26 protein-coding genes are annotated in these 26,355 nt (G+C 61.7%); 13 read left to right on the top strand and 13 right to left on the bottom strand.

Going from position 1 to position 26,355, the window contains the following annotated elements; genetic code table 11:
- A partial coding sequence (locus ABSG20_RS00905; protein WP_423862587.1) for an NADP-dependent malic enzyme occupies positions 1 to 1,934 on the bottom strand: 1,934 nt, incomplete at its 3' end.
- A gap of 246 nt (positions 1,935 to 2,180) precedes the next feature.
- On the opposite strand from ABSG20_RS00905, the gene ABSG20_RS00900 reads away from it, so the two are divergent.
- Positions 2,181 to 2,324, top strand: coding sequence for a hypothetical protein (locus tag ABSG20_RS00900; RefSeq protein ID WP_423862586.1), 144 nt, complete (start codon positions 2,181 to 2,183; stop codon positions 2,322 to 2,324).
- 557 nt (positions 2,325 to 2,881) lie between these two features.
- Here ABSG20_RS00900 and aspS read toward each other — a convergent pair.
- On the bottom strand, positions 2,882 to 4,669 hold the full coding sequence (aspS, locus tag ABSG20_RS00895; RefSeq protein WP_423862585.1) for an aspartate--tRNA ligase: 1,788 nt from the start codon (positions 4,667 to 4,669) through the stop codon (positions 2,882 to 2,884).
- 240 nt (positions 4,670 to 4,909) lie between these two features.
- Between aspS and ABSG20_RS00890 the strand changes: the two genes are divergently transcribed.
- Both ABSG20_RS00890 and rnd read left to right on the top strand, forming a co-directional pair.
- Positions 4,910 to 6,388, top strand: a complete 1,479-nt coding sequence (locus tag ABSG20_RS00890; protein ID WP_423862584.1) for a protein adenylyltransferase SelO — start codon at positions 4,910 to 4,912, stop codon at positions 6,386 to 6,388.
- A gap of 264 nt (positions 6,389 to 6,652) precedes the next feature.
- The gene (rnd, locus tag ABSG20_RS00885) at positions 6,653 to 7,801 is read left to right on the top strand and encodes a ribonuclease D (RefSeq protein WP_423862583.1); all 1,149 of its coding nucleotides are present in this window, start codon (positions 6,653 to 6,655) and stop codon (positions 7,799 to 7,801) included.
- An 86-nt stretch (positions 7,802 to 7,887) separates the two neighbouring features.
- On the opposite strand, the gene ABSG20_RS00880 is transcribed toward rnd, so the two are convergent.
- Positions 7,888 to 8,130: a hypothetical protein gene (locus ABSG20_RS00880; protein WP_423862582.1), complete on the bottom strand. Its 243-nt coding sequence runs from the start codon at positions 8,128 to 8,130 to the stop codon at positions 7,888 to 7,890.
- Here ABSG20_RS00880 and ABSG20_RS00875 point away from each other — a divergent pair.
- Entirely contained in the window at positions 8,116 to 8,289 is a 174-nt protein-coding gene (locus ABSG20_RS00875; RefSeq protein ID WP_423862581.1) for a hypothetical protein, read from the top strand. The genes ABSG20_RS00880 and ABSG20_RS00875 overlap by 15 nt on opposite strands.
- Before the next feature lie 34 nt (positions 8,290 to 8,323).
- On the opposite strand, the gene ABSG20_RS00870 is transcribed toward ABSG20_RS00875, so the two are convergent.
- From ABSG20_RS00870 to ABSG20_RS00860, 3 genes are read right to left on the bottom strand one after another with little or no spacing between them, the layout of a single operon-like run.
- Complete coding sequence (locus ABSG20_RS00870; RefSeq protein ID WP_423862580.1) at positions 8,324 to 8,887, bottom strand: isochorismatase family protein; 564 nt, start codon at positions 8,885 to 8,887, stop codon at positions 8,324 to 8,326.
- 14 nt (positions 8,888 to 8,901) lie between these two features.
- Positions 8,902 to 9,525 (bottom strand): GNAT family N-acetyltransferase, encoded by a 624-nt coding sequence (locus ABSG20_RS00865; RefSeq protein ID WP_423862579.1) that lies wholly within the window; start codon positions 9,523 to 9,525, stop codon positions 8,902 to 8,904.
- Complete coding sequence (locus ABSG20_RS00860; protein ID WP_423862578.1) at positions 9,512 to 10,135, bottom strand: hypothetical protein; 624 nt, start codon at positions 10,133 to 10,135, stop codon at positions 9,512 to 9,514. The genes ABSG20_RS00865 and ABSG20_RS00860 overlap by 14 nt, the downstream gene beginning before the upstream one ends.
- A 53-nt stretch (positions 10,136 to 10,188) precedes the next feature.
- Here ABSG20_RS00860 and ABSG20_RS00855 point away from each other — a divergent pair, with 53 nt between their 5' ends.
- Entirely contained in the window at positions 10,189 to 11,235 is a 1,047-nt protein-coding gene (locus ABSG20_RS00855) for a LysR family transcriptional regulator (RefSeq protein WP_423862577.1), read from the top strand.
- 44 nt (positions 11,236 to 11,279) lie between these two features.
- Here ABSG20_RS00855 and ABSG20_RS00850 read toward each other — a convergent pair whose 3' ends face one another.
- Positions 11,280 to 12,455: an autotransporter outer membrane beta-barrel domain-containing protein gene (locus ABSG20_RS00850; protein WP_423862576.1), complete on the bottom strand. Its 1,176-nt coding sequence runs from the start codon at positions 12,453 to 12,455 to the stop codon at positions 11,280 to 11,282.
- Between the two features lie 373 nt (positions 12,456 to 12,828).
- Here ABSG20_RS00850 and ABSG20_RS00845 point away from each other — a divergent pair, with 373 nt between their 5' ends.
- The gene (locus tag ABSG20_RS00845) at positions 12,829 to 13,032 is read left to right on the top strand and encodes a cold-shock protein (protein ID WP_423862575.1); all 204 of its coding nucleotides are present in this window, start codon (positions 12,829 to 12,831) and stop codon (positions 13,030 to 13,032) included.
- A 93-nt stretch (positions 13,033 to 13,125) separates the two neighbouring features.
- On the opposite strand, the gene ABSG20_RS00840 is transcribed toward ABSG20_RS00845, so the two are convergent.
- The 3 genes from ABSG20_RS00840 to purM all read right to left on the bottom strand — a co-directional run bounded on the left by ABSG20_RS00840 (position 13,126) and on the right by purM (position 16,074).
- Entirely contained in the window at positions 13,126 to 14,121 is a 996-nt protein-coding gene (locus ABSG20_RS00840; protein WP_423862574.1) for a ketopantoate reductase family protein, read from the bottom strand.
- A gap of 194 nt (positions 14,122 to 14,315) precedes the next feature.
- Positions 14,316 to 14,978 (bottom strand): phosphoribosylglycinamide formyltransferase, encoded by a 663-nt coding sequence (purN, locus tag ABSG20_RS00835; protein WP_423862573.1) that lies wholly within the window; start codon positions 14,976 to 14,978, stop codon positions 14,316 to 14,318.
- Between the two features lie 22 nt (positions 14,979 to 15,000).
- The gene (gene purM / locus ABSG20_RS00830; protein ID WP_423862572.1) at positions 15,001 to 16,074 is read right to left on the bottom strand and encodes a phosphoribosylformylglycinamidine cyclo-ligase; all 1,074 of its coding nucleotides are present in this window, start codon (positions 16,072 to 16,074) and stop codon (positions 15,001 to 15,003) included.
- Positions 16,075 to 16,230: 156 nt separating this feature from the next.
- Here purM and ABSG20_RS00825 point away from each other — a divergent pair, with 156 nt between their 5' ends.
- The 4 genes from ABSG20_RS00825 to ppx all read left to right on the top strand — a co-directional run bounded on the left by ABSG20_RS00825 (position 16,231) and on the right by ppx (position 21,336).
- Complete coding sequence (locus ABSG20_RS00825; protein ID WP_423862571.1) at positions 16,231 to 16,806, top strand: CDP-alcohol phosphatidyltransferase family protein; 576 nt, start codon at positions 16,231 to 16,233, stop codon at positions 16,804 to 16,806.
- Between the two features lie 4 nt (positions 16,807 to 16,810).
- The gene (locus tag ABSG20_RS00820; RefSeq protein ID WP_423862570.1) at positions 16,811 to 17,503 is read left to right on the top strand and encodes a P-loop NTPase family protein; all 693 of its coding nucleotides are present in this window, start codon (positions 16,811 to 16,813) and stop codon (positions 17,501 to 17,503) included.
- Between the two features lie 119 nt (positions 17,504 to 17,622).
- Positions 17,623 to 19,821 (top strand): RNA degradosome polyphosphate kinase, encoded by a 2,199-nt coding sequence (locus ABSG20_RS00815; RefSeq protein WP_423862569.1) that lies wholly within the window; start codon positions 17,623 to 17,625, stop codon positions 19,819 to 19,821.
- Between the two features lie 12 nt (positions 19,822 to 19,833).
- Positions 19,834 to 21,336 carry an exopolyphosphatase gene (gene ppx, locus ABSG20_RS00810; protein WP_423862568.1) on the top strand — a complete coding sequence of 501 codons (1,503 nt, stop codon included), beginning with the start codon at positions 19,834 to 19,836 and terminating at the stop codon, positions 21,334 to 21,336.
- A 33-nt stretch (positions 21,337 to 21,369) separates the two neighbouring features.
- On the opposite strand, the gene ABSG20_RS00805 is transcribed toward ppx, so the two are convergent.
- Both ABSG20_RS00805 and ndk read right to left on the bottom strand, forming a co-directional pair.
- Complete coding sequence (locus tag ABSG20_RS00805; protein ID WP_423862567.1) at positions 21,370 to 22,239, bottom strand: TerC family protein; 870 nt, start codon at positions 22,237 to 22,239, stop codon at positions 21,370 to 21,372.
- A gap of 75 nt (positions 22,240 to 22,314) precedes the next feature.
- Positions 22,315 to 22,737, bottom strand: a complete 423-nt coding sequence (ndk, locus tag ABSG20_RS00800) for a nucleoside-diphosphate kinase (protein ID WP_423862566.1) — start codon at positions 22,735 to 22,737, stop codon at positions 22,315 to 22,317.
- A 284-nt stretch (positions 22,738 to 23,021) separates the two neighbouring features.
- Between ndk and ABSG20_RS00795 the strand changes: the two genes are divergently transcribed.
- The 3 genes from ABSG20_RS00795 to ABSG20_RS00785 all read left to right on the top strand — a co-directional run bounded on the left by ABSG20_RS00795 (position 23,022) and on the right by ABSG20_RS00785 (position 25,626).
- Positions 23,022 to 23,264, top strand: a complete 243-nt coding sequence (locus ABSG20_RS00795) for a sulfur globule protein precursor (protein ID WP_423862565.1) — start codon at positions 23,022 to 23,024, stop codon at positions 23,262 to 23,264.
- Between the two features lie 208 nt (positions 23,265 to 23,472).
- A complete protein-coding gene (locus ABSG20_RS00790; RefSeq protein WP_423862564.1) occupies positions 23,473 to 23,661 on the top strand; it encodes a hypothetical protein in 189 nt (62 codons plus the stop codon).
- Between the two features lie 87 nt (positions 23,662 to 23,748).
- Positions 23,749 to 25,626, top strand: a complete 1,878-nt coding sequence (locus ABSG20_RS00785) for an ABC-F family ATP-binding cassette domain-containing protein (protein WP_423862563.1) — start codon at positions 23,749 to 23,751, stop codon at positions 25,624 to 25,626.
- A gap of 196 nt (positions 25,627 to 25,822) precedes the next feature.
- Here the strand turns inward: ABSG20_RS00785 and ABSG20_RS00780 are convergent, their stop codons facing one another.
- On the bottom strand, positions 25,823 to 26,332 hold the full coding sequence (locus ABSG20_RS00780; RefSeq protein WP_423862589.1) for a hypothetical protein: 510 nt from the start codon (positions 26,330 to 26,332) through the stop codon (positions 25,823 to 25,825).
- Between the last annotated feature and the right edge of the window lie 23 nt (positions 26,333 to 26,355).

Here is a 26,355-nt window from a genome sequence, read left to right as displayed (position 1 = left end):
GTATCGTAGCTGCCAAAATCGGAGTGTGAAACGAACGCGATCTTAGGCTTCAGGTTGAAGCGCTGCACATGGAGCGCCGCCAGCGCCGCCATTTCCGCAAGCTCCTCGGCGCTCGGATTCGGTCGCACCTGCGTATCCGAGATGAAATAAGCCCCCTTGCTGGTGATCATCAGGGCCAGCGCGGCAAAATCGCTGACGCCCGGCAGAAAGCCGATGATTTCGCGCACATGGCGCAGATGGCTCATATAGCGGCCCTCGACGCCGCAGATCATGGCGTCGGCTTCGCCGCGGATCACGGCGAGCGCGGCGATTACGGTGGCATTGGTGCGCACCACCGTGCGGGCGGCATCGGGGGTTACGCCGTGCCGGCCGGCGACGTCGATGTAGGACTGCACGTAGGATCGATAGCGCGGATCGTCCTCGGGATTGATGAGATCGAAATCCCGGCCAGCCTTGATGGCGAGGCCGAACCTCTTGATGCGCGCCTCGACCACCGATGGACGTCCGACCAGGATCGGCTGCGCCAGCTTTTCCTCAAGCACCACCTGCGCCGCATGCAATACCCGTTCGTCCTCACCCTCGGCGTAGATCACGCGCACCGGCTGGGTCTTGGCCTTGGCAAACACCGGCTTCATGACCAGGCCGGAGCGGAACGCGAAGCGCTCCAGTTGCGCGGCATAGTCCTCGAAGCTTGCGATCGGACGCGACGCGACGCCCGACGCCATCGCCGCCTTCGCAACCGCCGGCGCAATGCGCAGGATCAGCCGCGGATCGAACGGGCTCGGAATCAGTGAACCCGGGCCAAATCCCTGGGCCTCGCCGCTGTCGAAGCCTGGCGCGACGGCATCCACCGGCGGGTCGCGCGCCAACTGGGCGATCGCTTCGACCGCGGCGTGCTTCATCTCCTCGTTGATCGCGGTCGCGCCGACATCGAGCGCGCCGCGAAAGATGAAAGGAAAGCACAGGACATTGTTGACCTGATTGGGAAAGTCGGAGCGCCCGGTACAGATCATGGCGTCGGGACGCGCCTTTCGGGCCTCATCCGGCATGATCTCCGGGGTCGGATTGGCCAGCGCCATCACCAACGGCTTGTCCGCCATCGCCTTGACCATGTCGGGCTTCAGCACATTGGGCGCCGACAGGCCGAGGAAAATGTCGGCGCCGCCGATCACCTCCGCCAGCACGCGCTTGTCGGTCTTCTGGGCATAGGCCGCCTTCCAGCGGTCCATCAGCGTGTTGCGGCCTTCGTGCACCACGCCATCGATATCGCAGACCCAGATATTCCTGCGCTGCGCGCCCAGCGACACCAGAAGATTGAGACAGGCTATCGCCGCGGCTCCAGCGCCGGAAGCGACGATTTTGACATCTTGAAGCTTTTTCCCGTTCAAGAGCAGCGCATTGGTGATCGCGGCACCGACGATGATGGCGGTGCCATGCTGGTCGTCGTGGAATACCGGAATCTTCATGCGCGCCTTGAGCTGGGCCTCGATCTCGAAGCACTCCGGGCCCTTGATGTCCTCCAGATTGATGCCGCCGAAGGTCGGCTCCAGCGCCGCCACGGTCTCGACCACGCGCTCGATGGTGTCAGCGGCGATCTCAATGTCGAACACGTCAATGCCGGCGAACTTCTTGAACAGGACCGCCTTGCCCTCCATGACCGGCTTTGATGCCAGCGGTCCGATATTGCCAAGGCCGAGCACCGCGGTGCCGTTGGACACCACCGCGACCAGGTTGGCGCGGATCGTGAGCGACGCTGCCTGGGCGGGATCGGCCGCTATCGCGGTGCAAGCCGCCGCCACACCCGGCGAATAGGCCAGCGCGAGATCGCGCTGGTTGGCGAGCGGCTTGATCGCCTGAATCTCGAGCTTACCCGGCCGCGGCAACCGGTGATAGGCGAGCGCCGCGGAATGCAGATCTTCAGAATAGGACGACATACATTCCCCCTGCAGGCTCCCTCGATCCCGAATTGAACGCTTCGGTTAAGGTTTTCAGTTCTGCTGCAAATTGAGGCGGATGGGAAGCTCGCATGACGACCATGCCGCAATATCCGATCGGCTGCCCGAAAGGCCTGCGGAGCGGCGCCGATCCCCTGATATCGTGGAAGCCATTGTCATCACTCTTGTACCATCGCGCGCCACAATATGGCATTTTGCTGGCGATCGGCAAACGGAGTTGCCCAAATGGTCAAGGTACTGATCGGCCTGGTCGCGGCCGTCATTCTCGCGACGGCCGGTTTCTTCGGCTTCGAGTTCTACCTTCAGCGCCGCGTCGCCGGCGAGGTCGAAGCTGCCTTCGAGCAGATCCGTGCAGAAAGCTCGCAATGACGTCCAATCGCAACACGCATTCGCGTTCCCGCGGCGCGAGGGGCGCCCGGGCTTTTGCCAGGAAACTCATCCCAAGCGTACTGCGAAGAAGGCTACCACGCCGAAGCCCATCGGGCGAAGGCGGGTGGTGCACGCGAGCTGCAGCTCGCCATGCCAAAAATATCGAAAACAACCCCATGCAAAGTATAATACCAACAATCGCAACTGGTCATGCACGGGCTTGTGCAGGACAAACCCGAAGAAATTGGGGTCACAGGCGGTTCATCCCCGCGCCCGCGGAGAACCTGTTTCACGTGAAACAAAACGGGAACGTCGCGCGTAGGCCGGCCACGAGCTTGTCGCGAATCTGTAGGGCGGATTGGAGCCGATCGGGTTCGCGCACCGCGCGACCCCATCGGCGTAATCCGCCGTCGCGGGAAAGACGGCGGATCGCGATCCGCCCTGCGGGACACTCCGCGCCATTGGCCGCCTCTCCCACTCATTTACCCAAACAAACGATCCCTCGCGCTTCGAAAATCCACTTGATGCGGCGACCGCCCTTTGCTTGGGCCTGCCCCTCAGTCCGGCAGGTTGAGCCGGATATGAAGTTCGCGCAACTGCTTCGTCGTGACCTCCGACGGCGCCCCCATCAGCAGGTCCTCGGCCCGCTGGTTCATCGGGAACAGCACGACCTCGCGCAAATTCTCTTCGCCGCACAATAGCATCACGATCCGGTCGATACCGGGTGCGATACCGCCATGGGGCGGAGCGCCGAGCGAGAGCGCGCGCAGCATGCCGCCGAATTTGGCCTCCAGCACGTCTTCCGGATAGCCCGCGATGCCAAATGCCTTCTTCATCACGTCGGGGCGATGATTGCGGATCGCCCCCGAGGACAGTTCCAGTCCGTTGCACACGATATCGTATTGGATTGCCTTGAGGTTGAGCAGCGTCGCTTCATCTTTCGGATCTAACGCAAGAAACGCATTCGGCTCCATGTTCGGCATCGAGAACGGGTTGTGCGAAAAGTCGATTTTCTTCTCTTCCTCGTTCCACTCGAACATCGGGAAATCCACGATCCAGCAGAACTCGAAGCGATCTTTCTGGATCAGGTTGAGATCCTCCCCGAGTTTCGTGCGTGCCAGGCCGGCGAATTTCCAGAACTTGTCGGGATCGCCGGCGACAAAGAAGGCGGCGTCGCCGTCCTTCAATCCCAACGCATCGCGAATCGCCGCGGTGCGTTCTGTGCCGATGTTATTGGCCAGCGGCCCCGCACCCTCGCCGCCTTCGCGCCACATGATGTAACCGAGTCCGGGCTGGCCCTCGCCCTGCGCCCAGGAATTCATCCGGTCGCAGAATGCCCGCGAACCGCCGCCGGGCCCGGGAATGGCCCAAACCTGGTTCTTCGGGTCTTCCAGCATTCGCGCAAATACCTTGAAGCCAGAGCCGCGAAAATGCTCGGAGACATCCCGCATCTCGATCGGGTTGCGCAGATCAGGCTTGTCCGAGCCGTATTTCCTGATCGCGGTCGCAAAGGGAATCAGCGGGAATTTCGCGGTCACCGGCTTGCCGCCGGCGAATTCCTCAAACACACCGCGCATCACTGGTTCGACCGCATTGAATACGTCATCCTGCGTGACAAAGCTCATTTCGACGTCGAGCTGATAAAACTCGCCAGGCGAGCGGTCGGCCCGCGCGTCTTCGTCGCGGAAACAGGGCGCGATCTGGAAGTAGCGGTCAAAACCCGCAATCATCGTGAGCTGCTTGAACTGCTGCGGCGCCTGCGGCAGCGCATAGAACTTACCGGGATGCAGCCGCGATGGCACCAGGAAGTCGCGCGCACCCTCCGGCGACGACGCCGTCAGGATCGGGGTCTGGAACTCGAAAAAACCCTGCTCTTTCATGCGCTTGCGAAGCGAATCGATGATCTGCCCTCGCTTGATGATCGTGTGATGCAGCTTATCGCGACGAAGGTCGAGGAAACGGTACTTAAGCCTTATTTCTTCGGGATATTCCTGCTCACCAAACACCGGCAGCGGCAGTTCGCCCGCCGGACCCAGCACCTCGATTACGACGACATAGAGCTCGACCGCGCCGGTTGCCAATTCCGGATTCTCGGTACCAGCGGGACGACGGCGCACCCTGCCGTCAACCCGCACCACCCATTCCGAGCGCAGTTTTTCGGCGTCCTTGAAGGCTGGCGAATCCGGATCGGCAACGCATTGCGTCAAGCCGTAATGGTCGCGCAGATCGATGAACAGAACCCCGCCATGGTCGCGGATGCGATGGCACCAGCCCGACAACCGAACCGTCTGGTCAATATGGCTTTCGCGGAGCGCGCCGCAGGTGTGGGTCCGGTAACGATGCATGGATATTCCAAATGAGATGTCAGAGGATCGAATCGGGCGCCAGAAGTTGCAACCCGCAAACCGCGTCTGGGTTTACCCGAGGCCGCTGGGCGCGGCAACCAAATGCGCCTGCCAAGAACCTGCCAAGACCGGCCCCCGGAGAAGGGCCCAAACCCGGAAAAATGCAGGAAACCGGCAGTCCCCTCGGACCGGCGCCCGAAAGCGTTTGTCTAATCGGAGGGCATGCCTATCTTGGAGGCCATGACCGTGCATTTCCCCTTCGAACATACCTATGCCGCGCTGCCGGCGAATTTTTTCGCGCGGGTTGCGCCGACGCCCGTGGCATCGCCGCGGCTGATCAAGCTGAACCGGCCACTCGCCGTCCATCTCGGCCTCGATCCGGATCGGCTCTCCACTCCCGAGGGAGCCGAGATCCTTGCGGGAAAACGGCTTCCCGACGGCGCCGACCCGATCGCGATGGCTTATGCCGGCCACCAGTTCGGCCATTTCGTGCCGCAACTCGGCGACGGCCGCGCCATCCTGCTTGGAGAGGTGATCGACGCTGACGGCGTCCGCCGCGACATTCAACTCAAAGGGTCGGGCCCGACGCCATTTTCACGGCGTGGCGATGGTCGGGCCGCGCTCGGTCCGGTGTTGCGCGAATACATCGTCAGCGAGGCCATGGCGGCCTTGGGCATTCCGACCACGCGATCGCTGGCGGCGGTCACGACCGGCGAGAGCGTGGTGCGCGAGACGCTATTGCCGGGGGCTGTTCTGACCCGCGTCGCGTCGAGCCATATTCGGGTCGGAACATTCCAGTTTTTTGCGGCGCGCGGCGACACCGAGGGCGTGCGGCGCCTGGCCGATCATGTCATCGTCAGGCATTACCCGCTGGCCGCCGGCACCGACCGCCCCTACCATGCACTGCTGGATGGCGTGATCGCGCGGCAGGCCGAGCTGGTCGCGCGCTGGCTTTTGGTCGGTTTCATTCACGGCGTCATGAACACAGACAACACCGCGATTTCAGGCGAGACCATCGATTACGGTCCGTGCGCCTTCATGGACGCATACAATCCCGCCACGGTGTTCAGCTCGATCGACGAACAAGGCCGCTACGCCTATGCGAATCAGCCGCGGATCGCGCTCTGGAACCTGACCCGCCTTGCGGAATGCCTTTTGCCACTTTTTTCCGACCAGCAGGACGAGGCCATCTCGGAGGCGCAGTCGGCGCTGGCTGGGTTCGCGGAAAAGTTCGACACCGCCTACCAAGCGGGGCTGCGAAAGAAGCTCGGGCTGTTCACCGCCGAGGACGGTGACCGCGCGCTCGCGCAAGATCTGCTGGAGGCCATGGCTAAAAACCAGGCCGACTTCACGCTGACGTTCAGGCGCTTGAGCGATGCCGCGCTGGATACCGCCGATGATCGCAGCATCCGGCCATTATTCGCCGATCCCGCCGCTTATGATGAATGGGCGGTACGCTTTCGAGAACGGATCGGCCGCGAGACCCAAGATACCGCCATGCGGCAGGCTGCGATGCGGTCGGTCAATCCCGCCTTCATCCCGAGAAACCACAGGGTGGAGGCGGTCATCGAAGCCGCGGTCAACCGGGACGACTTCGCGCCATTCGAAGAGCTCCTGGCCGTGCTGTCCAAACCCTTCGAGGACCAGCCGGCGTTCGCCGGTTATGCCGACCCGCCCGAACCGCACCAGCGTGTGCTTCGGACGTTTTGCGGGACGTGAACTGGTTTTGTAAAACTGCCTCCCGCAACACACGGGCGCGGCTCGCGCCCCGGCCAGCAATCAGGAACCGGTCAACGGCTACCAACCTGGCGGTTTGAACAGAGGTATTCGGTGGTTCCGCGGGGCGCCGCCTGGCAGGCCCGGGTAGCCTCAGTCCAGTAAAACTCGCCGTCGGGCGCATTGCAAGCCTCGCATTCGCCCCAAGACCCTTGACATATCAGCGCTTTCGGCAGAACGCCGTTTCAGAAGCGTTATGGACCGTTCATGGAACTGATTACCACCACTTCGGAACTCGCCGACGTTTGCGCCCGCCTTGCCCGGCACCCGGTCATAACCGTCGATACCGAATTTCTGCGGGAGACCACCTACTACCCCCTGCTCTGTGTCGTGCAGATGGCAAGCGCGGAGGAAGCGGTTGTGATCGATACGCTGGCCGGGGGCATCGACCTCCAGCCGTTCTTCACGCTGATGGGCAACGAAGAGGTGCTGAAGGTATTCCACGCCGCGCGTCAGGATATCGAAATCGTCTGGCATCAGGCCGGCATCGTTCCACATCCGATCTTCGACACCCAGGTCGCCGCCATGGTGCTCGGCTACGGCGATTCCATCGCCTACGACCAGCTGGTCGAGCGCATCACCGGCCATCGTCCGGACAAGACCCATCGTTTCACCGACTGGTCGCGCCGGCCGTTGAGCGATGACCAGATGCACTACGCGGTCTCGGACGTCACCCATCTGCGCGACGTCTTCTCGGCGCTGGACGCCGATCTGAAGAAGCGCGGCCGCAGCGACTGGGTGAGCGAGGAGATGGAGGTGCTGACCTCGCCGAAGACCTACGACTTTCACCCCGAACGCGCGTGGGAGCGGCTGAAAACGCGGGTGCGCAAGCCGAAAGAGCTCGCGGTGCTGATGGAAGTCGCAGCATGGCGCGAACAGGAAGCTCAAAGCCGCGACGTTCCGCGCAGCCGTGTCCTCAAGGACGATGCGGTCGGCGATATCGCGACCCATGCGCCGACCAGCCTCGAGCGGCTGGCCAATCTGCGCTCGCTGCCGAAGGGCTTCGACCGCTCGAAATGGGGCGCCGATATTGTTGCGGCGGTGCAGCGGGGCGTCGCGCGCGATCCGGCGACGCTGCCCAAGATCGAAAAACCGCGCGGCAATACAAACGGCGCAGCGACGGTCGAACTGCTGAAAGTGCTGCTGCGGATGACGTCAGAGCGCCATGCGGTCGCCAGCAAGGTCATCGCAACGGTCGACGATCTGGAGCAGATCGCGGCTGACGATAGAGCTGACGTAGCCGCCCTGCATGGCTGGCGCCGCGAACTGTTCGGCGAAGCGGCGCTGGCGCTGAAACATGGCCGGCTGGCACTCGCGATCGAAAAAGGCCGGGTTGTCAGGGTCGATCGGAACTGAACATTCCAGCCCTGCTGGGCACGCATCCATGCATATGCCCGCCACGCCACCGCGAAAAGCGGAGGGCGGGATCGGCGCCCCGAGTGCTATCGCGCGGCGTCTTCCTCGGTATCCCCTGCGGCAGCCTTCAGCGCTTGCGATACTTCCAATGACACCATGGATAGAATATAAGCACTGGTCGGCAGGTTTAGCCGGCGAGCTTGTTGTATTGCCGTCTCGATGTTGATTGCCAACTCTTTTAGCTCGTCCGCGCGGGTCACAATCTGTTTCTTTTCTTGTTGTCCGGTTCTTTTACTTTTTTCTGGAGTCCATCCGTGAACACAGATCATTCCGATCGCACCGTTGATAAGTCAGCGCAGCTGCTTCAGGAAAATCAGATCGATCCGAGCGTCGATGAGGGTTTGCGGCTGCTGACGGCGTTCAAGAAGATCATGGTCCCTTCGGATCGGCGCCTCCTGATCGAACTGGCTGAGCGACTTGCAAGCTGATGACCGGCTCCTCGGCGGTGAGGCCGGATGCCGGTCATACCGCCATCTTGCCGCTGGTTCCGATCAACTCGGCGCTCGCCTGAATTCCAGCGTAGTTGCGTATCACCTTGACGACCGCCCGCTTGTACGAAGCCGCATCGCCGACGCCACGGCAACGGCAGGCGACGGCATCGCTGACCACCTGATAGCGATGGCTGCGGTGAAACCCGTCGACTACGGTCGACAAAATGGTTTCGTCGAGCGAAAAGCCCAGCAGCACACAGCGTATGCTTCTCATGTTCGACATGTATTCGGTGAACCGCGTCGAACTATAGGCCGACGGCAGCGGATGTTCGAAGGCAAGCTCCCCTGGCCTCGGTTTCAGCTCCGCGATCCAATCCGTCAGGTTCGAGGCCGGATTGAACCACGCGGCCTGGGCGATCCGCTTAAGATGCATGACCGGCCAGAGATTGTTGCGCCAAATCGTCATCAATTCGAGGCAACGCGACGTGATCTCCTCGGCGTCGGTAATGACATGGCTGCGACCTTCGGTGAGATATTCGGTCTGCAGGTCGGCACAGACCAGGATCGGCGGATCTTCGTCGATGGAAGCTGTCATTTTTCGAGCCGCGGTCATATTTCACCCAACAATGCCGAGCGCAGGGGGGAAGACGCTCCGCGGTCTGACGAGACTTCGAGAACGCCGGGTCTGTCCCAATCGCCCTCCGGCCGAATGATAACGTACGGATCGCTGTCGAGCGTGATCGCGTCGGGGCCAGGCTCGATGTCAAGAACCATTTCGGTGTAGGAGAAATCGGAGAATGTGATCTTTCGGTTGGCGCCGAGCGGCTTGGCGCCAAAATGCGCCCAGAAGTCGACCAGCCGGTCTTGCGCGTGGCCGTAGATCTTCCGGAAGCCTTTGCGCCTGATATACTCGACACTCGCTTGCACCAGCTCGAAGGAAACCCGCGTCCGCCGATACTGGCGACGCACCGCGAGACGCTCGATCTTTGCGAATTCGCCGAAAAATCGAACGCGAAGACAGCCCGCCGGCTCATTTCCGACAAATCCCATAAAGTGCGCGGCCACCAGATCGTTGCCATCGAACTCCTCTTCCATCGGGCAATCCTGCTCGGCAAGAAAAACCGCGGCGCGGATCGCCGCGACCAGCATGAGGTCGTTGGGGTCACGCGCGATGCGAACCGATATCGCACGCGGGTTCGGCCTTGGAAACGATGGAAAGCTAGTGCCGTGCATCTACGAAGCTCCTTTCCGGGTTAACCGCCCGAGCGCGGGATGAGTGCCTGTTCCATGCCCGTTCATAGAACCAGAGATCAGGCTGGAAGCTCGGTATTTGCTTAAAGCACGTGGCAACAAGCCAATCACGCCCTGCCTTGGTCGATGGCTGGGCGAAGCAATTGGCGTTTACATAGCGCGGCGTTCTCAAGTGAGCTGCGACCTTGCCGTATCCGGAGATACCACGACCAAATGTCGCAATCGCCCAAATGTAGATGGCGGACACCTCATCACCGCTGCCAGCGAGCAAACTGATATCGGGTAAGGTTAGAGAAATTTCGTCGAGAATTAGTGCATCGTGTCCTCGGCTATTAAGATAAAGAAATGCTATCGCTCCAAGTAATCTATTCTGCCGACTGAACGTCAGAATGCATTCTGGGTCGAACGCAAGATATCTGCCCAGATCCGGCGCGGCAATCTGAACCCCCGGAACCATGCGATGGGCTATGTCCGCCAGGATATTGAGCTCGGAGTGCTGTGCATGACGGACATCAACATCCGAGCTAACCGGCAGTGAGTCGAAATCGTGCCTCGTGGCTAACGAAACCCTTTTCATAACGCTGTTGCGCATCTATCGTCGCTCCTACTTGTGGGTCAGCATCATACCGGGCGAGGATTTGGGGTATGCAGCAACTATTGCACCGCGGTGCTGCGGTGACGCAGCGCCGGATCGACGGAGTTATGGATGCATCCTGGGACGATCTGAAGTCGTTTCTGGTTTGTACAAGATACAAGAGCTTCCGAAACGCAGCTGAAGCCCTCGGTCTGACAAGCACGACCCTGATGCGAAGGATCGATCGGCTAGAGGAGCGAATTGGCTGCAAATTATTCTTACGCGATCAGACTGGGCTGACACTCAGCGAGGAAGGACTCGCAATGATCGCGGATGCGACAGAAATGGAGCGCTACGCCTTCAATATTTTCCGGCGCGCCGTTCAGTCGTCGAATGATCCCGCCGGTACCGTGCGCGTCGCAGTCACCGAGGGGCCAGGTAATTTTTGGATCCTTCCGAGGCTGATCGACTTCCAAAAAACCTACCGAAAGATAATCGTCGATCTTCACTGCGCGATGGAGCAGGCGGATGTCGCGCGCCTTGAATCGGACATCGCCATCCAGCTGGAACCACCGACGAGTCCAGACGTTATTGTCGCGAAGCTTGGCAGGCTCCATATCTACCCGTTCGTTTCCAAAGGATACGAGAAGCTATACGGCTCTCCGTCGTGCCTGGCCGAGCTCAAAAACCACAGAATTGTCAAGCAAAACGCGCCGCAAGTCGACGATACCGCTTATGCCCGGCTATTGGAGCTGAACTCGCTGGAGGGAGTTGTCGGTATAAAGACGAACTCCAGCATCAGCGTTCTGTATGCTGTAGAAAGAGGGGCCGGAGTGGGTTTCCTACCGACTTCGTCTATTGCCTTAGGTGCGCCATTGGTCGCAGTCGACATGGGCGTCCATCACCACGCCGACCTCTGGCTTACATATCACAAGGAGTTTCGCAACTCCGATCGGCATAAGATCGTCATCGATTGGCTCAAGAAAATATTCGATCCCAAGGCCTACCCGTGTTTCAGGGACGAATTTATCCATCCCACCGATCTTGTACCCCTCATGGTCGAACCACGAGCAAATTACGGATTGGATGGCTATGTGGCTGCCAATCCGTTCGGTTAGCGCCAGCAGCTGACGCCGGCTGGTCCGGTTGCAGCGCCGCGCCGCTACCACTTCAGTTCGATGCCGGCGGTACCCTGGTGCGACTGCATCGCAGCGCGAAACTTGGCGTCATAGTTGATGTAGAGCCGGGCCGTATTGGTGAGGCTGAGGGAGGCGGACGCACCGGCATCCGCGCCATACCTGCTTTCGCCGATGCCCTGCACGGTGATGCTCTGGGGGCCGAGGCTGACGATGATCGAACTGAAATCCTGCGAGACGTTGTCGACAAATTTGCCGTAGGCGGACAGATCGAGAATCTTTCGATCAAAGATCCAGTAGTGCCCGATCTCCGCGCCCATCAGGATCCGCGAACGCTCCATCGTCGCACCGGTCGCCGTCACCGGATCAAGCCCGCCGGCTTCCTGCAACGATCCGGTCGAGGCGCGCACATATTCGAGCGCAGCTTTCGGCACGATGCGGCCCTGGCCCATGCTCCAGTAGTAGCTGAACTCGGTCAGTGCACCATCGATCCGGCCGTTATAGCCGGCGGTGGCGAAACCGTCCCCGGTGTCACGGCGCGAATTGATTTTCCCGAACCCGTGCACCAGCGCGACGGCCCAGGTCCACGGCCCCTTGTCGACCGACGCGTTGAAGCCGAGCTGGGTAAGGTCGAGCGTTGCGGACTGCAGCGCCAGGGGAACGTCGATTGAAGTGCGACTTTGGTCGACCGAAACGCCGACGTTGACGCCGGGCGCAATGCGTGCGCCAAACCCCGCGACGCCGCCCCAGGTCTGGCGCCGATCGCCAACGAAATCGCCCTGCGGGCCGGTCCTGGCCGATATTCCGTAAGCCTCGCCCCAGGTCCGAAAACGCGGCGCCTCGGTCGCCTCCGAAGCGCCGCCGCCGCCCGGATTGTTCTGCAGGGCGCTGCCGAACCCGGATGACGCCTGGTTTCCGAGGCGCTCCAGGAAATTGCTGCCGAGGTTTTCCACGGCTGCGCCCGCCGAAATACCGGAATTGATGGCTGATGGTGTCGGAATGGGGATCGGAGTAGGGGCTGGGGAAGGGGTTGGAGAAGGGGTCGGTGTCGGTGTCGGTGTCGGGGTTGGGGTCGGCGTTTGGGCTTGCGCAGAAGACCACGACGCAGACGCCGACAGCGCGAGGATGCTGGCGACGACAACCGCCCTCGCGATCCCACGGCCACGGCCCTTCTCTCGCGGAGGCCGCAACGAGCAGCACATAAATGCCATTCCCGAAGAAAGACGCCAGCTCGACGAAATACAATATTTCGGCCGACAAGGCCGATTTGCCGACACTTCTGCGGGAGCGTCAATCGGTCCTGGCTCATCGAAACCAAGGATTGCCGAACATTGTTGTTCGGCGGCCACAGGTCGCGCGCGGGCGCTTCGATCGTTTTTTCGATTTTTCCGTGCCAAGCCAGAAGCTTGCTAACGCGCAGATTTCGTGTTGCAATCCCCTGCACAATCGGATCTAGGCCGTTCGACTGTGCGTTTCGCGACTAAGAAATTCAGCAGACATCCGGAAGCCCGCTTGTGGCGTGGCACGCAAAAAGCGTGGCCACGTCTTTTTTATGACTAGACTGGGAGACAGGCGATGCAAAAAGGCACCGTCAAGTGGTTCAACCCGACCAAGGGTTATGGGTTCATCAAGCCGATGGCTGGCGATAAGGACGTTTTCGTCCATATCTCGGCGGTCGAGCGTGCCGGGCTCTCTACCCTCAACGAAAATCAGGTTGTTGAGTATGACCTTGTGGAAAATCGCGGTAAAACCTCCGCCGAAAATCTCAAGGTCTCTTAAGCTTCGCCACGATCCGCGTAAGCGATCGATGCACCCCCGGCCCGCGCCGGGGGATTTTTATATCAAGTTGTGACCGGCGGTCCCTGCGCACGGTCACGCCGCTTCGCCGGCTGGCGTCTTCGAACTTGGCTTCGAGCTTGGAAGATCCGGTGAATTCGCAGATCCCGCCAGCATGCGGCGCTCACGGGACCTGATGATTGCGACCACCGTGTCATTGACCGGTGTAGCGAGGCCGAGCGGTTTGCCGAGCCGCGGAATCGCGCCGTTGATGGCCTCGACCTCGCAGCGGCGGCCGGCATTGTAATCCAGCAGCATCGAGGGGCGCGCATCGGGTATCTTGTTGCCGAGCTTTCGAATGTGCTCGATCGGATCGCCGACATTGAGCCTGACATTGGAGGCTTTTGCCACCGCGATCGCCTCCTCCGCGCAGCCCCGCGCCACGGTCCATGCATCAGCGTCGCCTAGGATTTCGCCGACCGTCAGCCCGGTGGTGCAGGAGGTGCCGGAAAAGGCGACATTCATGATCAGTTTTTCCCAGACCATCTGCTTGATGTCGTCGAACAAGGCGACCTTGAAGCCGGCCGACTCCCAGATCTTTGCAGACGCCTGCAACAGCTGCTTCGGCAGCCCCGAGAAGGCACCGAAACGGACCATTTCCATGCCATTGTGGTGAGTATGGCCCGGTGCCCGGATCGACGCGCCGAATCCGCCGACGACGCCGACCGCCAGCCGGTCGGCACCGAGGATGGGCGCGGCGATCTCCGGCGACCCGAGGCCGTTCTGGATGGTCTGAACAACGGTCTCCCGGTCGAGCAGTGGCAGGCAGGAACGCGCCGCGGCCTCGACGTCGAATGCCTTGGTGGCGATAATGACGAGGTCGCAGGGTCCGATGCCGTCCGTCGTCATCGACGCATGGATCGGCACCGTTCGATCGCCGCTGGCGCCTTCGCAGCGCAGGCCCTTGGTCGCCATCGCCTCGGCGTGATCGGGCCACAGCGTAACGGCATGAACCTCGTGACCGGCCTCGGCCATGAGCGCGGCATACACCGATCCCATCGCGCCACAGCCGACAATCGCAATTTTCGCCATGCTATTCCCCTTCGTCACACTCGCCTGCCGCATCCTCGGCAAACAGTCGAGGAATCCGCTTTTTCAAACGGCAGCTTCGACATCGGCAACAATGTTTCGACATTGGAAACGAACGGACTGGCGTCGGGAAGGCCGAAATTCGGACCGAAACCGAACAGCGTAATCATGACGACTCCCCATGGCCAACAGGCGATTCACGTACCGCATCCCGTCGTCGGTGAAATCAAGATGGCAGCCGACCCGGCACCGGCGGTCGTCTTGCAGATATCGCCTTCCAGCCGAACTTGGCCACCCGCGACCAGCCGCAGCGCTTCGGGATAGATGCGATGTTCGACACGAAGAATCCGCTCTGCCAATGTATCCGGCGTGTCGTCATCGCAAACCCCCACGGCACCTTGCATGACGATCGGACCGGCGTCGGTCTTCGGAATCACGAAATGAACGGTCGCGCCGGAGATTTTCACCCCGGCGCCGAGTGCCTGGGCCGCCGGATCAATGCCGGGAAATGAAGGCAGCAATGAGGGGTGAATGTTGAGCATGCGGCCGTGCCAGCGTTGCACAAATTGGGCCGTGAGCAGTCGCATGAAGCCGGCAAGGCAAATCAGGTCGATGCCATGTTCGTCCAGCGCTGCCTGGACGACCGCTTCGAACGTTGCCCGGTCCTTGCCAAAGAGCTTGCTTTCGATGGCGAGCGCCGGGACATCGCTCGCGCGGGCTTTTTCCAGACCGGCGGCATCGGACCGGTTGGAAATCACAAGCGCGATCTCGGCCGGAAAATGCGCTGCCGCCGCAGCCTGGATCAAGGCCACCATATTCGATCCGCGCCCGGAAATCAGGATTGCGACACGGCGCTTCATGGCCCACCTTGCGCGAGCGATCTCACCAAGCAAGATCGAGATGACCGTTATAAACCACGTGATGGTCGGCCGTCGCCGGGATCACCTCGCCCAATAATACGACGTTCTCACCGCCCTCGGCGAGAATATCGGTAACCCGATCTACTGCACCGGGCTCCACGATCGCGATCATGCCGATGCCGCAGTTGAAGGTGCGGAGCAGTTCGAGTTCGGCAATACTCCCCTGCCCTGCCAGCCACTTGAAGACCGGCAGCACCGGGATGCGCGCAAGGTCGATGCCGACGCCGAGATGCTTGGGCAGTACGCGCGGGATATTGTCGGTAAAACCGCCGCCGGTGATGTGGGCGAGAGCCTTGACCGCGTCGGTCTCGTGAATTGCGCGCAGGCACGATCTGACATAGAGCCGCGTCGGCGTGAGCAGCGCCCCCCCCAGTGTCATGACCGGCGAAAACGGCGCCTGGGCTTCGAAACCGAGACCGGAGGTTTCGACGATCTTGCGGACCAGGGAAAGGCCGTTGGAGTGAACGCCCGAGGAGGCAAGGCCGATCACTGCGTCGCCGGCGGCGATATCGGGGCGCGGCAACAGCCTGCCGCGCTCAGCTGCGCCTACCGCGAAGCCTGCCAGGTCGTAATCGCCGTCCTTGTAAAGACCCGGCATTTCCGCGGTTTCGCCGCCAATCAGGGCGCAGCCGGATTCCCGGCAACCTTCGGCGATGCCTGCCACGATGGCGGCGACGGCCTCCGGGTCGAGCCTGCCGCAGGCGAAATAATCGAGAAAGAACAGCGGTTCCGCGCCCTGCACGACAAGATCGTTGACCGACATCGCCACCAGGTCGATGCCGATACCGCCATGCAGGCCGGTCTCGATGGCGATCTTGAGCTTGGTGCCGACGCCGTCGGTGGCAGCAACCAGAACCGGGTCCTTAAAGCCCGCGGCCTTCAGATCGAACAATCCGCCGAATCCGCCGATTTCGGCCTCAGTGCCGGCACGGGCGGTGGCGCGCACCATCGGCCTGATCAGGTCGACCAGACGATTTCCGGCATCGATATCGACGCCCGAATCCGCGTAAGTGAGCCCGTTTTTGCGGTCGACCATGGCCTAATCCCGATGTGGCGGCTGGTTACGTCGGATTCCGCTGATGTGCAATGGCTCGCAGGCGGCATGTGCTGATACTATGTAGACAACAACCGGTTCGGGCTGCAAAGGGCCCAGTCTCTTGGCGAAATCAGGCCGGTTTCCGGGAAGCGCCGTGTGAGTATTCCGAATATCATTACACTTGGCCGCATCCTGCTGGTGCCGGTCATCGTCTGGGCAATTGCCTCCAGCCAGATGGCAATCGCATTTGCGGTCTTTATCGTCGCAGGCGTCAGCGATGCCGTCGATGGCTTCCTCGCCAAGCGTTTCAATATGACGAGCGAATTGGGCGCGCTGCTCGATCCCTTGGCCGACAAGGCGCTATTGGTCTCGATCTACGTCGCGCTTGGAATCTGGGGCGCGCTACCGCGCTGGATCGTCATCCTTGTGGTCTCCCGCGACATCATGATCGTCTCCGCGGTGATTGTGTCATGGTTGTTCGGCAAGCCGATCCCGATGAAGCCGTTGATGGTTTCGAAGCTCAACACGGTGGCGCAGGTGGCATTCGCGGCACTGGTGCTCGCCGCGCTCGGCTTCGGTTTCAATTCAACGCCATATGACATCGTCCTGATGGGTTTTGTAACGGTCTTTACTTTGGCTTCCGTATCCCTCTATCTCGTGGAGTGGGTGCGGCACATGAGTACGATCGAAAGCAACATCCCCCATGCGCCGGCCGATCCCGGCAGGGAGTAACTTCGTGGCAGGCCGCGTTCACCCTCGTCAGCTGGCGTTGGCGCTGCCGCACGCGGAAAGCCTGAGCCGCGACAATTTCCTCGAAGGACCGGCCAACACCGCGGGGCTCTCGCTGGTCGACAGCTGGCCCGAGTGGCCAAACCGGACCATGCTGTTGGTCGGGCCGGAAGGGTCCGGCAAAAGCCATCTCGCCGCGATCTGGGCCGAGCAAGCCGGCGCACGCTCGACCTCAGCACATGCGCTGACCGCCGCCGCGGTGCCGGGCGCGCTGGCGACCGGAGCGCTTGTTGTCGAAGATTTGAAATCGCCGGACTTCGATGAGCGGGCCCTGTTCCACCTGATGAACCTGGCTCGGGAGGATGAGGCTTATATTCTGATCACCGCACGGGCGCCCCCATCGGCATTCCCAGTCGAACTACGCGATCTGCGGTCTCGTCTCCGCGCCGTGCCGATGGTATCGCTGCTTCCGCCCGACGATCAGCTATTTCGCGCGCTGATCGTCAAATTTTGCGCGGACCGCCAACTGGCCGTCGATGAAACCGTGGTGAGCTATCTTGCGACCCGGATCGAGCGCTCATATGCCGCCGGTCGGCAGGCTGTCGAACTGCTGGACAGCGAAGCCTTGCGGCTGTGCCGGCCGGTCACCCGGGCGCTGGCGGCCGAATTGCTGCGCAACCGCGATCCCGGGACTATCTGACACTTGGCCGGCGGCAGCGCGGGAAGACCGTGCCATTCACCGGTCATTGCGCTAAAACATGCTTCGCGGAGGTTGCTCGGGAACGGCCTGCCGCCCGCTCCGAGATGGATTGAAATTTGATGGAATCGGTACAAGCCATTGTAATTAATGAAAAAGACATCGATGTCGAGGTCGGCCCGGCAATCGCCAGGGGCCCCGAACGCTTCATCAATCGTGAGCTTTCCTGGCTGCACTTCAACCGCCGGGTTCTGGAAGAATCGGTCAATCCCGGACATCCGGCACTGGAACGGGTGCGCTTCCTGTCAATTTCGGCGAACAATCTCGACGAGTTCTTCATGGTCCGGGTCGCCGGCATCAAGGCCCAGGTGCGGGAGGGGATTGCCGAACGCAGCCCCGATGGACTGACCCCGGCCGAGCAGCTCGTGCTCATCAATGAGACGGTATCGCAACTCGCCAGCGATCAGCAGGCGATCTGGCGCGATCTACGCGGCATTCTGGCAGCGGTGGGCATCGTTCTCATCGATGGACGCGACGTCACCAAGAGCGAGCGGGGCTGGGTCGAGGACCACTTTCTCCATAATATTTTCCCATTGCTGACCCCGCTTGCGATCGACCCGGCGCATCCCTTCCCGTTTATCCCGAGCCTCGGCTTTACCGTCGCGCTGCAGCTGGCACGGGTCTCCGACGGCAAGCCGATGAACGCGCTTATTCGTATGCCGGGCAGGATCGATCGCTTCATCCGCCTGCCCTCCGGCAAGGACGGATCGGTCCGATTGATTACGCTGGAGCAAGCCACCGGTCTGTTCATTGGCCGACTATTCCCAGGCTATACCGTCAAGGGTCAGGGCGCTTTCCGCATCATCCGGGATTCCGAGCTCGAAATCGAGGAAGAGGCTGAAGACCTGGTTCGCCTGTTCGAAACCGCATTGAAGCGGCGGCGGCGCGGATCGGTGATCCGGCTCGAGATCGAAGCCAAGATGCCGGAAGAACTGCGCGCCTTCGTGCAGCGGGCGCTTGCCACCGCCGACGACGAGGTTCTCCTGGTCGATGGCGTGCTGGCGATGAACGAACTATCGCAACTAACTCGTCTCGACCGGCCCGATCTCGAATTCCCACCCTATGTGCCGCGCCATCCCGAACGGGTGCGCGATCACGGCGGCGACATCTTCGCCGCGATCCGGCAAAAGGATCTGATCGTTCATCACCCCTATGAATCGTTCGACGTCGTCGTGCAGTTCCTGCAACAGGCCGCCCGCGACCCCGATGTCGTGGCCATCAAGCAGACGCTCTACCGCACCTCGAACAACTCGCCGATCGTGCGCGCCCTCGTCGAGGCCGCGGAAGCCGGCAAGTCGGTGACGGCGCTGGTCGAACTCAAGGCGCGGTTCGATGAGGAAGCCAACATCCGCTGGGCGCGCGACCTCGAACGCGCCGGCGTGCAGGTCGTTTACGGATTTATCGAACTGAAAACCCACGCCAAACTGTCGCTGATCGTACGCCGCGAGGGCGGCAGCCTGGCGACCTACGTCCATACCGGCACCGGCAACTATCATCCGGTGACGGCACGCATTTACACCGATTTGTCCTATTTCACGTCCGACCCGACTATCGGGCGCGACGCAGCGCGGGTATTCAACTACATCACCGGCTATGCCGAGCCCAGCGATATCGAGAAGATGGCGATTTCGCCGCTGACACTTCGCAACCGGATGCTCGAACACATTCAGGGCGAGACCGGCTTTGCCCGTCACGGCAAGCCGGCGGCGATCTGGCTGAAGATGAACTCGCTGGTCGATCCCGACATCATCGACGCCTTGTACGAGGCCTCCCAAGCCGGGGTGTCGATCGATCTGGTAGTGCGAGGAATTTGCTGCCTGCGGCCGGGCATCAAAGGTCTGTCGGAGAACATCCGCGTCAAATCGATCATCGGCCGATTCCTCGAACATGGCCGAATCTACTGCTTCGGGATGGGACAGGGCCTGCCCAGCACAAAAGCTGCTGTGTATATCTCCTCCGCCGACATGATGCCGCGCAACCTCGACCGGCGCGTCGAAATCCTGTGTCCGTTGCAAAATCCCACGGTGCATCAGCAGGTTCTCGAACAGATCATGGTCGCGAATCTCAAGGATACCGAGCAGAGCTGGCAGTTGTTGCCGGACGGGTCGTCAACGCGTATGAAGGCCGCCAAAGGCGAGGAGCCTTTCAACGTTCATAATTACTTCATGACGAATCCGAGTCTGTCTGGCCGTGGAAAGTCGCTCAAGGAATCTTCGCCACGCCGCCTCACACGCCGTACCGAGCGTCAGCATCCGCCATAAGGGGTCCTTGCGGTGAAGCGGCCGCGCAAGCGCGCATCCAGCGTCGCGGTCATCGACATCGGATCGAATTCGGTGCGTCTGGTCGTCTACGAAGCGATGACGCGCAGCCTGGTCTCGGTCTTCAACGAGAAAACCCTCTGCGGGCTCGGCCGCGAGGTTCAGACCACGGGCCTTCTGGCGCCGGACGCCGTCGCCAAGGCCTTGACGGCGTTACGGCGTTTTCATGCGCTGTGCAGGATCATGAGGGTCGGCCGGGTGCACGCGATCGCCACCGCGGCCTGCCGCGATGCCACCAATGGCGCTGATTTCATCGCCGAGGCCGAGGGCATCTGCGGCGTATCGATCGAGATCCTGTCGGGCCCGCGCGAAGCGAAATTATCCGCGCTCGGCGTTGTCTCGGGCGTTCACAAGCCGGACGGTATTGTCGGCGATCTCGGTGGCGGTTCGCTGGAACTGATTGACGTGCGTGGCAACCGCGTTCGCAGCGGCGTGACGCTCGCGCTCGGGAGCCTGGCGTTGCAGGACCTGTCGCATAAATCGCTGAAGCGCGCCGAACGCATCGTCAGGACCGAACTTTCCGGCGTTGCCCAGCTCGAGGCCGGTCGAGGCCGGACATTCTATGCAGTCGGAGGAACCTGGCGCGCGCTGGCGCGCATCCACATCGTCCAGAGCGGTTATCCGCTGCGGGTGATGCACGGCTATTCAATACCGGCGGTGGATGCGCTCGATTTCGCACGGCGCCTGCGCCGTCTCGCATCGGCGAACATGCTGGCTGATATCGAAGTCGTCGCCGACGCCCGCCGGCCGCTGCTGACGTATGCGGCTCTTGTTCTGGAATACATCATCCGCGTCGCCAATCCGAAGACCATTGTGTTTTCGACCTTCGGGGTACGCGAGGGCCTGCTTTACGAGAGGCTGCCCGAGGCCGAGCGCTCCAAAGACGGATTGCTCTGCGCCGCGCGAAAGCTGAACGAACTGCTGTCGCGATCCGCGCGCCATGCGGAAGAATTGATCGCATGGACCGATCGTTTGGTGCGGGTCGTCAGGTTGCGGGAAACCGACGAGGACCGCCGCCTGCGCCATGCCGCCTGCCTGATGTCGGACGTCGGATGGCGGGTGCATCCCGACTACCGCGGCGAGCAGACGCTCAATCTCATCACCCATGGCAATTTCGGCGCGATCAGCCATCCAGGCCGGGCCTTTGTCGCGCTGTCGGTGTTCTACCGCTACGCTGGCCTTAGCGAATACAACGAACCGCCGACGATGATTCGCGAGTTGCTGCCGCCGGCCATGGTCGAGCGGGCGCGCGTGCTTGGCGCTGCCCTTCGCGTCGCCCACATGATATCGGCGGCGCGGCCCGGGGTATTGCCGGCAACCCATTTTCGAAGCCACGGCCGCAACTTGACGCTGGTGTTCGAGCACAAAATGGCCGATCTGGTCGCCGATCGCGTCGGCAGCCGCTTCAAGCAGCTGGGGCGGCTGATCGGCCGCTCCGGATCGATCGTCAGCCGTTAGCCCGATCTGGCGCCGGCGTCTTTGCGGGATCGCCTACGGCCGCTCGATGGACTGCGCGGCTTTCACTTCGGCCGGCAACGCCGCTCGTTCGAGATGCAGCAGCGTGCGCTTCCGCCAGATCGATCCTGCAACCAACACCGTGATCGCGCCCAGCACCGAGCAGAGGCATTCGATCAGATCTCCATCCAGGCTGAGATGTTTCGCTGCGCCAAACATCGCCGAAGATGCGTCGATATTCAGTGCAATCCGGCCGTCGAGAAACCGCTGCAGCAAGGGATGAACGGCCGGATCGCTTTCGATCACATCGCCCGCGATCCAGCCGAGCAGCATCGCGCCCAGCCAAACCAGAATAGGAAACCGGTCGAGCACCATCATGATCAAGGCCGCACCGGCGATGATCATCGGAATGCTGACGGCGAGGCCGAGAATCAACAGCGGGAGCTGGCCGTTCGCGGCGGCGGCGACCGCGATAACGTTATCCAGACTCATGACGATGTCGGCGATCACGACAATCCGGATGGCATGCCAAAGGCTGGTGCCGGCGGTGACGTCGTCGCCTTCATCTTCCGGCACCAGAAGCCTGGCGGCGATGACCAGGAGCGCCATTCCGCCGAACAGCTTAAGATAGGGCAGCACCATCAGCTTGGCGACGATGCCGGTGAAGGCGATCAGCAGCACCACCGCGATGCCGGCGCCGATCGCCATGCCCCACAGCCGCTGCGGTCGCGCCAGTCCGCGGCAGGCCATCGCGATCACCAGCGCATTGTCGCCGGACAACAGCACGTTGATCCAGATGATCTTGCCGACGGCCAGCCAGAATGAAGGCGCCCGCATGTCGGTCTGAACTTGTCGGAGAAACGCGTCGATATTTGCCGGATCGGCGGCCAGTAACAGCCAATTCACAGCCTACCCCCGTGGCGCAAGCGGTCGCCCCCCGCGGCTGTCGTCGACCAGCTGGCGCGAGAGCGTCTGTGTCAATCAGCCGACGATTTCGTTGCCCGAGAAAAACTGGGCGATCTCGATAGCGGCTGTCTCAGCCGCATCGGAACCGTGCACCGAATTCTCACCGATCGACTTCGCGTGCAGTTTCCGGATCGTGCCTTCGGCCGCTTTGGACGGATCGGTCGCGCCCATGACGTCACGGTGCCCAAGCACGGCGTTTTCGCCTTCGAGCACCTGAACAACGACCGGACCGGAAATCATGAAATCCACCAGTTCGCCAAAAAACGGACGCGCCTTGTGAACGGCATAGAAGGTTTCGGCCTGTTCGCGGGTCATGCGAACGCGCTTCTGGGCAACGATGCGAAGTCCGGCCTTCTCGATCAGCGCGTTGATCGCGCCGGTCAAATTGCGCGCGGTCGCGTCGGGCTTGATGATGGAAAAGGTGCGTTCAATCGCCATAATATTTCCTTGCAGAGCGCTGATGGAAGTCGCGGCGCTTATATCGGCGCCGTCGGCGAACGGCAAGCGATCAGACGGGAACGCAGAGGCTTGCCCAGGCCGGCCCTCGGTGCCCGTATTGCGGCAATTTCACCAAGATGAACCTTTCCTGAAACGGATGTCCCGGGTTCGTTCAGCTTCCCGGGCGTAGGCTTGAATAGATCGAGCGCCCGACTCTGGCGGAGCGCCCGGGCAGCAAATGTTTCACCCGATGGCGCCAACGCGCCGAATCCGAGGAGACCTCCATGTTACGCAAACTCTCGCTTGTGATCCTTGCCGCAGCTTCGCTCGGCGCAGCCGCGCTGGCGCCGACCGCGGCCTCCGCCTGGGGCGGCGGGCACGGTGGCTGGCATCGCGGCTGGGGCTGGGGCGGCCCCCGCCTCCACGTCGGCGGGCCGGCCTATTATGGTTACGGCGGCTGCTATGTGCGGCAACTGGTGCCGACGCCGTGGGGGCCGCGCTGGCGCCTGGTAAATCGCTGCTATTGAGCTGAATCCAGCAAATCCCTACGCTCAGCCCCGGCCTGTCACGCCGGGGCTTTTCCTTTTCTCGGTCGCGACCGTGGAACTATTGCCCGTTTTCATGCAAATTTTACCGTAAAGCCATGCAATCTACCCGGGTCGGAAACAATCTGCACGCCAACGGATTGTCAGAGGGAGCGACAATCATCCAGAGCAGCACGAGGCTAAATCCATTATGAACAGCCGAATCACCGACAGCAGCGAGCTGCTCGATCGCAACACCAGCCGATCAATCTGCGATGCCGTGGGCGGACGGCTGCAACAGAACCTGCGTCCTTTACCTTCGCATCTGTCGCCCCGCCTCCAGCACTTGATGGATCAGTTGCGCAAGCGCGACAGCGAGGATCACTTCGGCGCCAGATGAGCCTATTTTAGGCATAGGCGGCCTGCGGAGCGGATATTTCGCCCACAAACGGGTTGCGTTTGGTGGCGGCTCCGGTGACAACCCGGCATGCTTTCAATCACCGACATATCGGTCCGGATTGCCGGACGGCTTTTGATCGATCACGCTACCGCGCAGATCGTGCCCGGCGCGCGCGTCGGCTTCGTTGGCCGCAACGGGGTTGGCAAGTCAACGCTGTTCAGCGCGATCCGCGGCGAATTGCCGACGGAGACCGGTACCATCACGCTGCCTCCGCGCTGGCGGGTCGGCAGCCTGGCGCAGGAAGCGCCCGACAGCCCGGACAGCCTGATCGATGTCGTGCTAAGGGCCGATCTCGAACGCGCCGCGCTGCTGCACGAAGCAGAGACCGCACACGATCCCAACCGCATCGCCGACATCCAAACCCGGTTGGTGGACATTGATGCGCATTCCGCCCCCGCCCGCGCCGCCGCGATCCTGAGTGGTCTCGGATTTTCGACCGCCGACCAGGCCCGATCCTGTTCGGAATTTTCCGGCGGCTGGCGAATGCGCGTTGCGCTCGCCGCGACCTTGTTTGCGGCTCCGGATCTTCTGCTGCTGGACGAGCCGACCAACTATCTCGATCTCGAAGGCACGCTGTGGCTTGAAGATCATCTGGCCAACTATCCACGCACGGTGATCGTCGTCAGCCATGATCGCGATCTGCTCGAGACTTCGGTCGATCAGATCCTGCACCTCGATCGCCGCAAGTTGACGCTTTACAAGGGATCCTATTCCTCGTTCGAGGAACAGCGCGCCACGCGCGAGATGCTCGATGCCAAGCACGCCCGACGCCAGGACGCGGAGCGCAAGCGGCTGCAGGCCTTTGTCGATCGCTTCAAGGCCAAGGCCTCGAAAGCCCGCCAGGCGCAGTCCCGCGTCAAGATGCTGGAAAAGATGAAGCCCGTCACCGCTTTGGTGACGCAGGACGTGCGCGAAATCTCATTCCCGGTCCCCGAGAAGATGCTGTCGCCGCCCATCATCGCGGTCGACAATGTCTCGGTCGGCTATGATCGGAAACAGCCGGTGCTCAACCGCGTGACCTTGCGCATCGACACCGACGACCGCATCGCCCTGCTCGGCTCCAACGGCAACGGCAAGTCAACGCTGGTCAAGCTGCTTGCCAACAGGCTGCCGCCATTCTCCGGTCAGGTCACACGCGCAGACAAGCTCTCGGTCGGATATTTCGCGCAGCACCAGGTCGATGAGCTCGATCTGGAGGGCTCGCCCTACGATCACGTGCGCAAGCTGATGCCAGACGCCCCGGAAACCAAGGTGCGTGGACGTACCGGCGCGATCGGCTTTTCGGGCAAGGCCGGCGACACGTTGGTCAAGAGCCTTTCGGGCGGCGAAAAAGCCCGGTTGCTGCTGGGGCTGGCGACCTTTTTCGGCCCCAACATGATCATTCTCGACGAGCCGACCAACCATCTGGATATCGACAGCCGTGCCGCGCTTGCCGAGGCGATCAATGAATTTCCCGGCGCCGTCATCATGGTCTCGCATGATCGCTATCTGATCGAAGCCTGCGCCGACCAATTGTGGGTGGTGGCCGATCATGCCGTCACCAGTTATGACGGCGATCTCGACGATTACAGGCGGATGGTATTGTCGGCGCGCGGCATGCGCACCAGTTCGCGCGACCGCAGCGGCAATGAGGGCGGTAACGGCCGCGACAAGCCCGTCCGCAACAAGACGGAAAAGCGCCTGCCGCTGAAGCAGAGAATTTTCGACGCCGAGGCCGAGATCGCGCGCATCAACATCATCATCTCCAAGATCGACACCGCGCTGGCGCTGCCCGATTTGTTCAAACGCGACCCCAAGCAGGCGGCTCAGCTCAGCAAGGCGCGGGCCGGCGCCGCCAGCGCGTTGCAGCGCGCCGAGGAAGATTGGCTGGAAGCGAGTTCGCAGTATGACGATGCGGCCAGCTGAGCCAGTTTGCCCATGATCTCGGAGCAAACGCTTGGCGTTTGTCCGGCGGAAAAGCATGCCAGGGGCCGGAATCCGGATTTCCCGCTGACAAACGCAAAGCGTTTGCCCGGAGAACATGCTCAATCAAAGAGATGAGACCATGATCTGATTTGATCCGATCGGGTCAAGGTTGGATTGAGCGCGCACCGGCCAACGCTCAGGTCGCCGCCGGCTTCTTATTTTTCGCCTTGGGCTTTGCGGCCGTCGGCGGCGCTTCCTGCTCGGGAGCGCGTTCCACAGACGTCAGGCGCCCCGCCGTGAAGGTATAGATTCCGGCGCGTTGTCCCTGCAGATAAGTAACAACCGCCAGCCTGTCGCCCCGCTCGTTTTTGGAGATATTGACGCTGACAGGCGCGCCAATCCCGCGCACCACATCACATTCGGTATGACCCAGCGCCACCGTTCCCGTGGTCGAGGGCGTCGGCGCACCGGCGGAGCCATCGCTCAAGGCGTTGGCATCGGCAGGGTTGGCCGGAGGCGCCATCCCCGGGCAATACCCCTCGGCGCTGACCAAGTCGTCAGCGGTGATCGGTTTGTTGGGCGAGAGCGGCGGCGCTTCGATGTTTCTGATGAACAGCCTGCCGGGGCGCGAAAACCAATCCGCGTCTTTCGACAGGATATCCGACGTTCCCGAGCAGCCCGAGATCACGGGGGCAAGCAGAAGCATTGCCAGCAATCGTTTCCGATAAG

The organism is Bradyrhizobium sp., from assembly GCF_049512235.1.
Taxonomy (GTDB): domain Bacteria; phylum Pseudomonadota; class Alphaproteobacteria; order Rhizobiales; family Xanthobacteraceae; genus Bradyrhizobium.
This window is presented reverse-complemented; position numbering and strand designations above follow the sequence as displayed.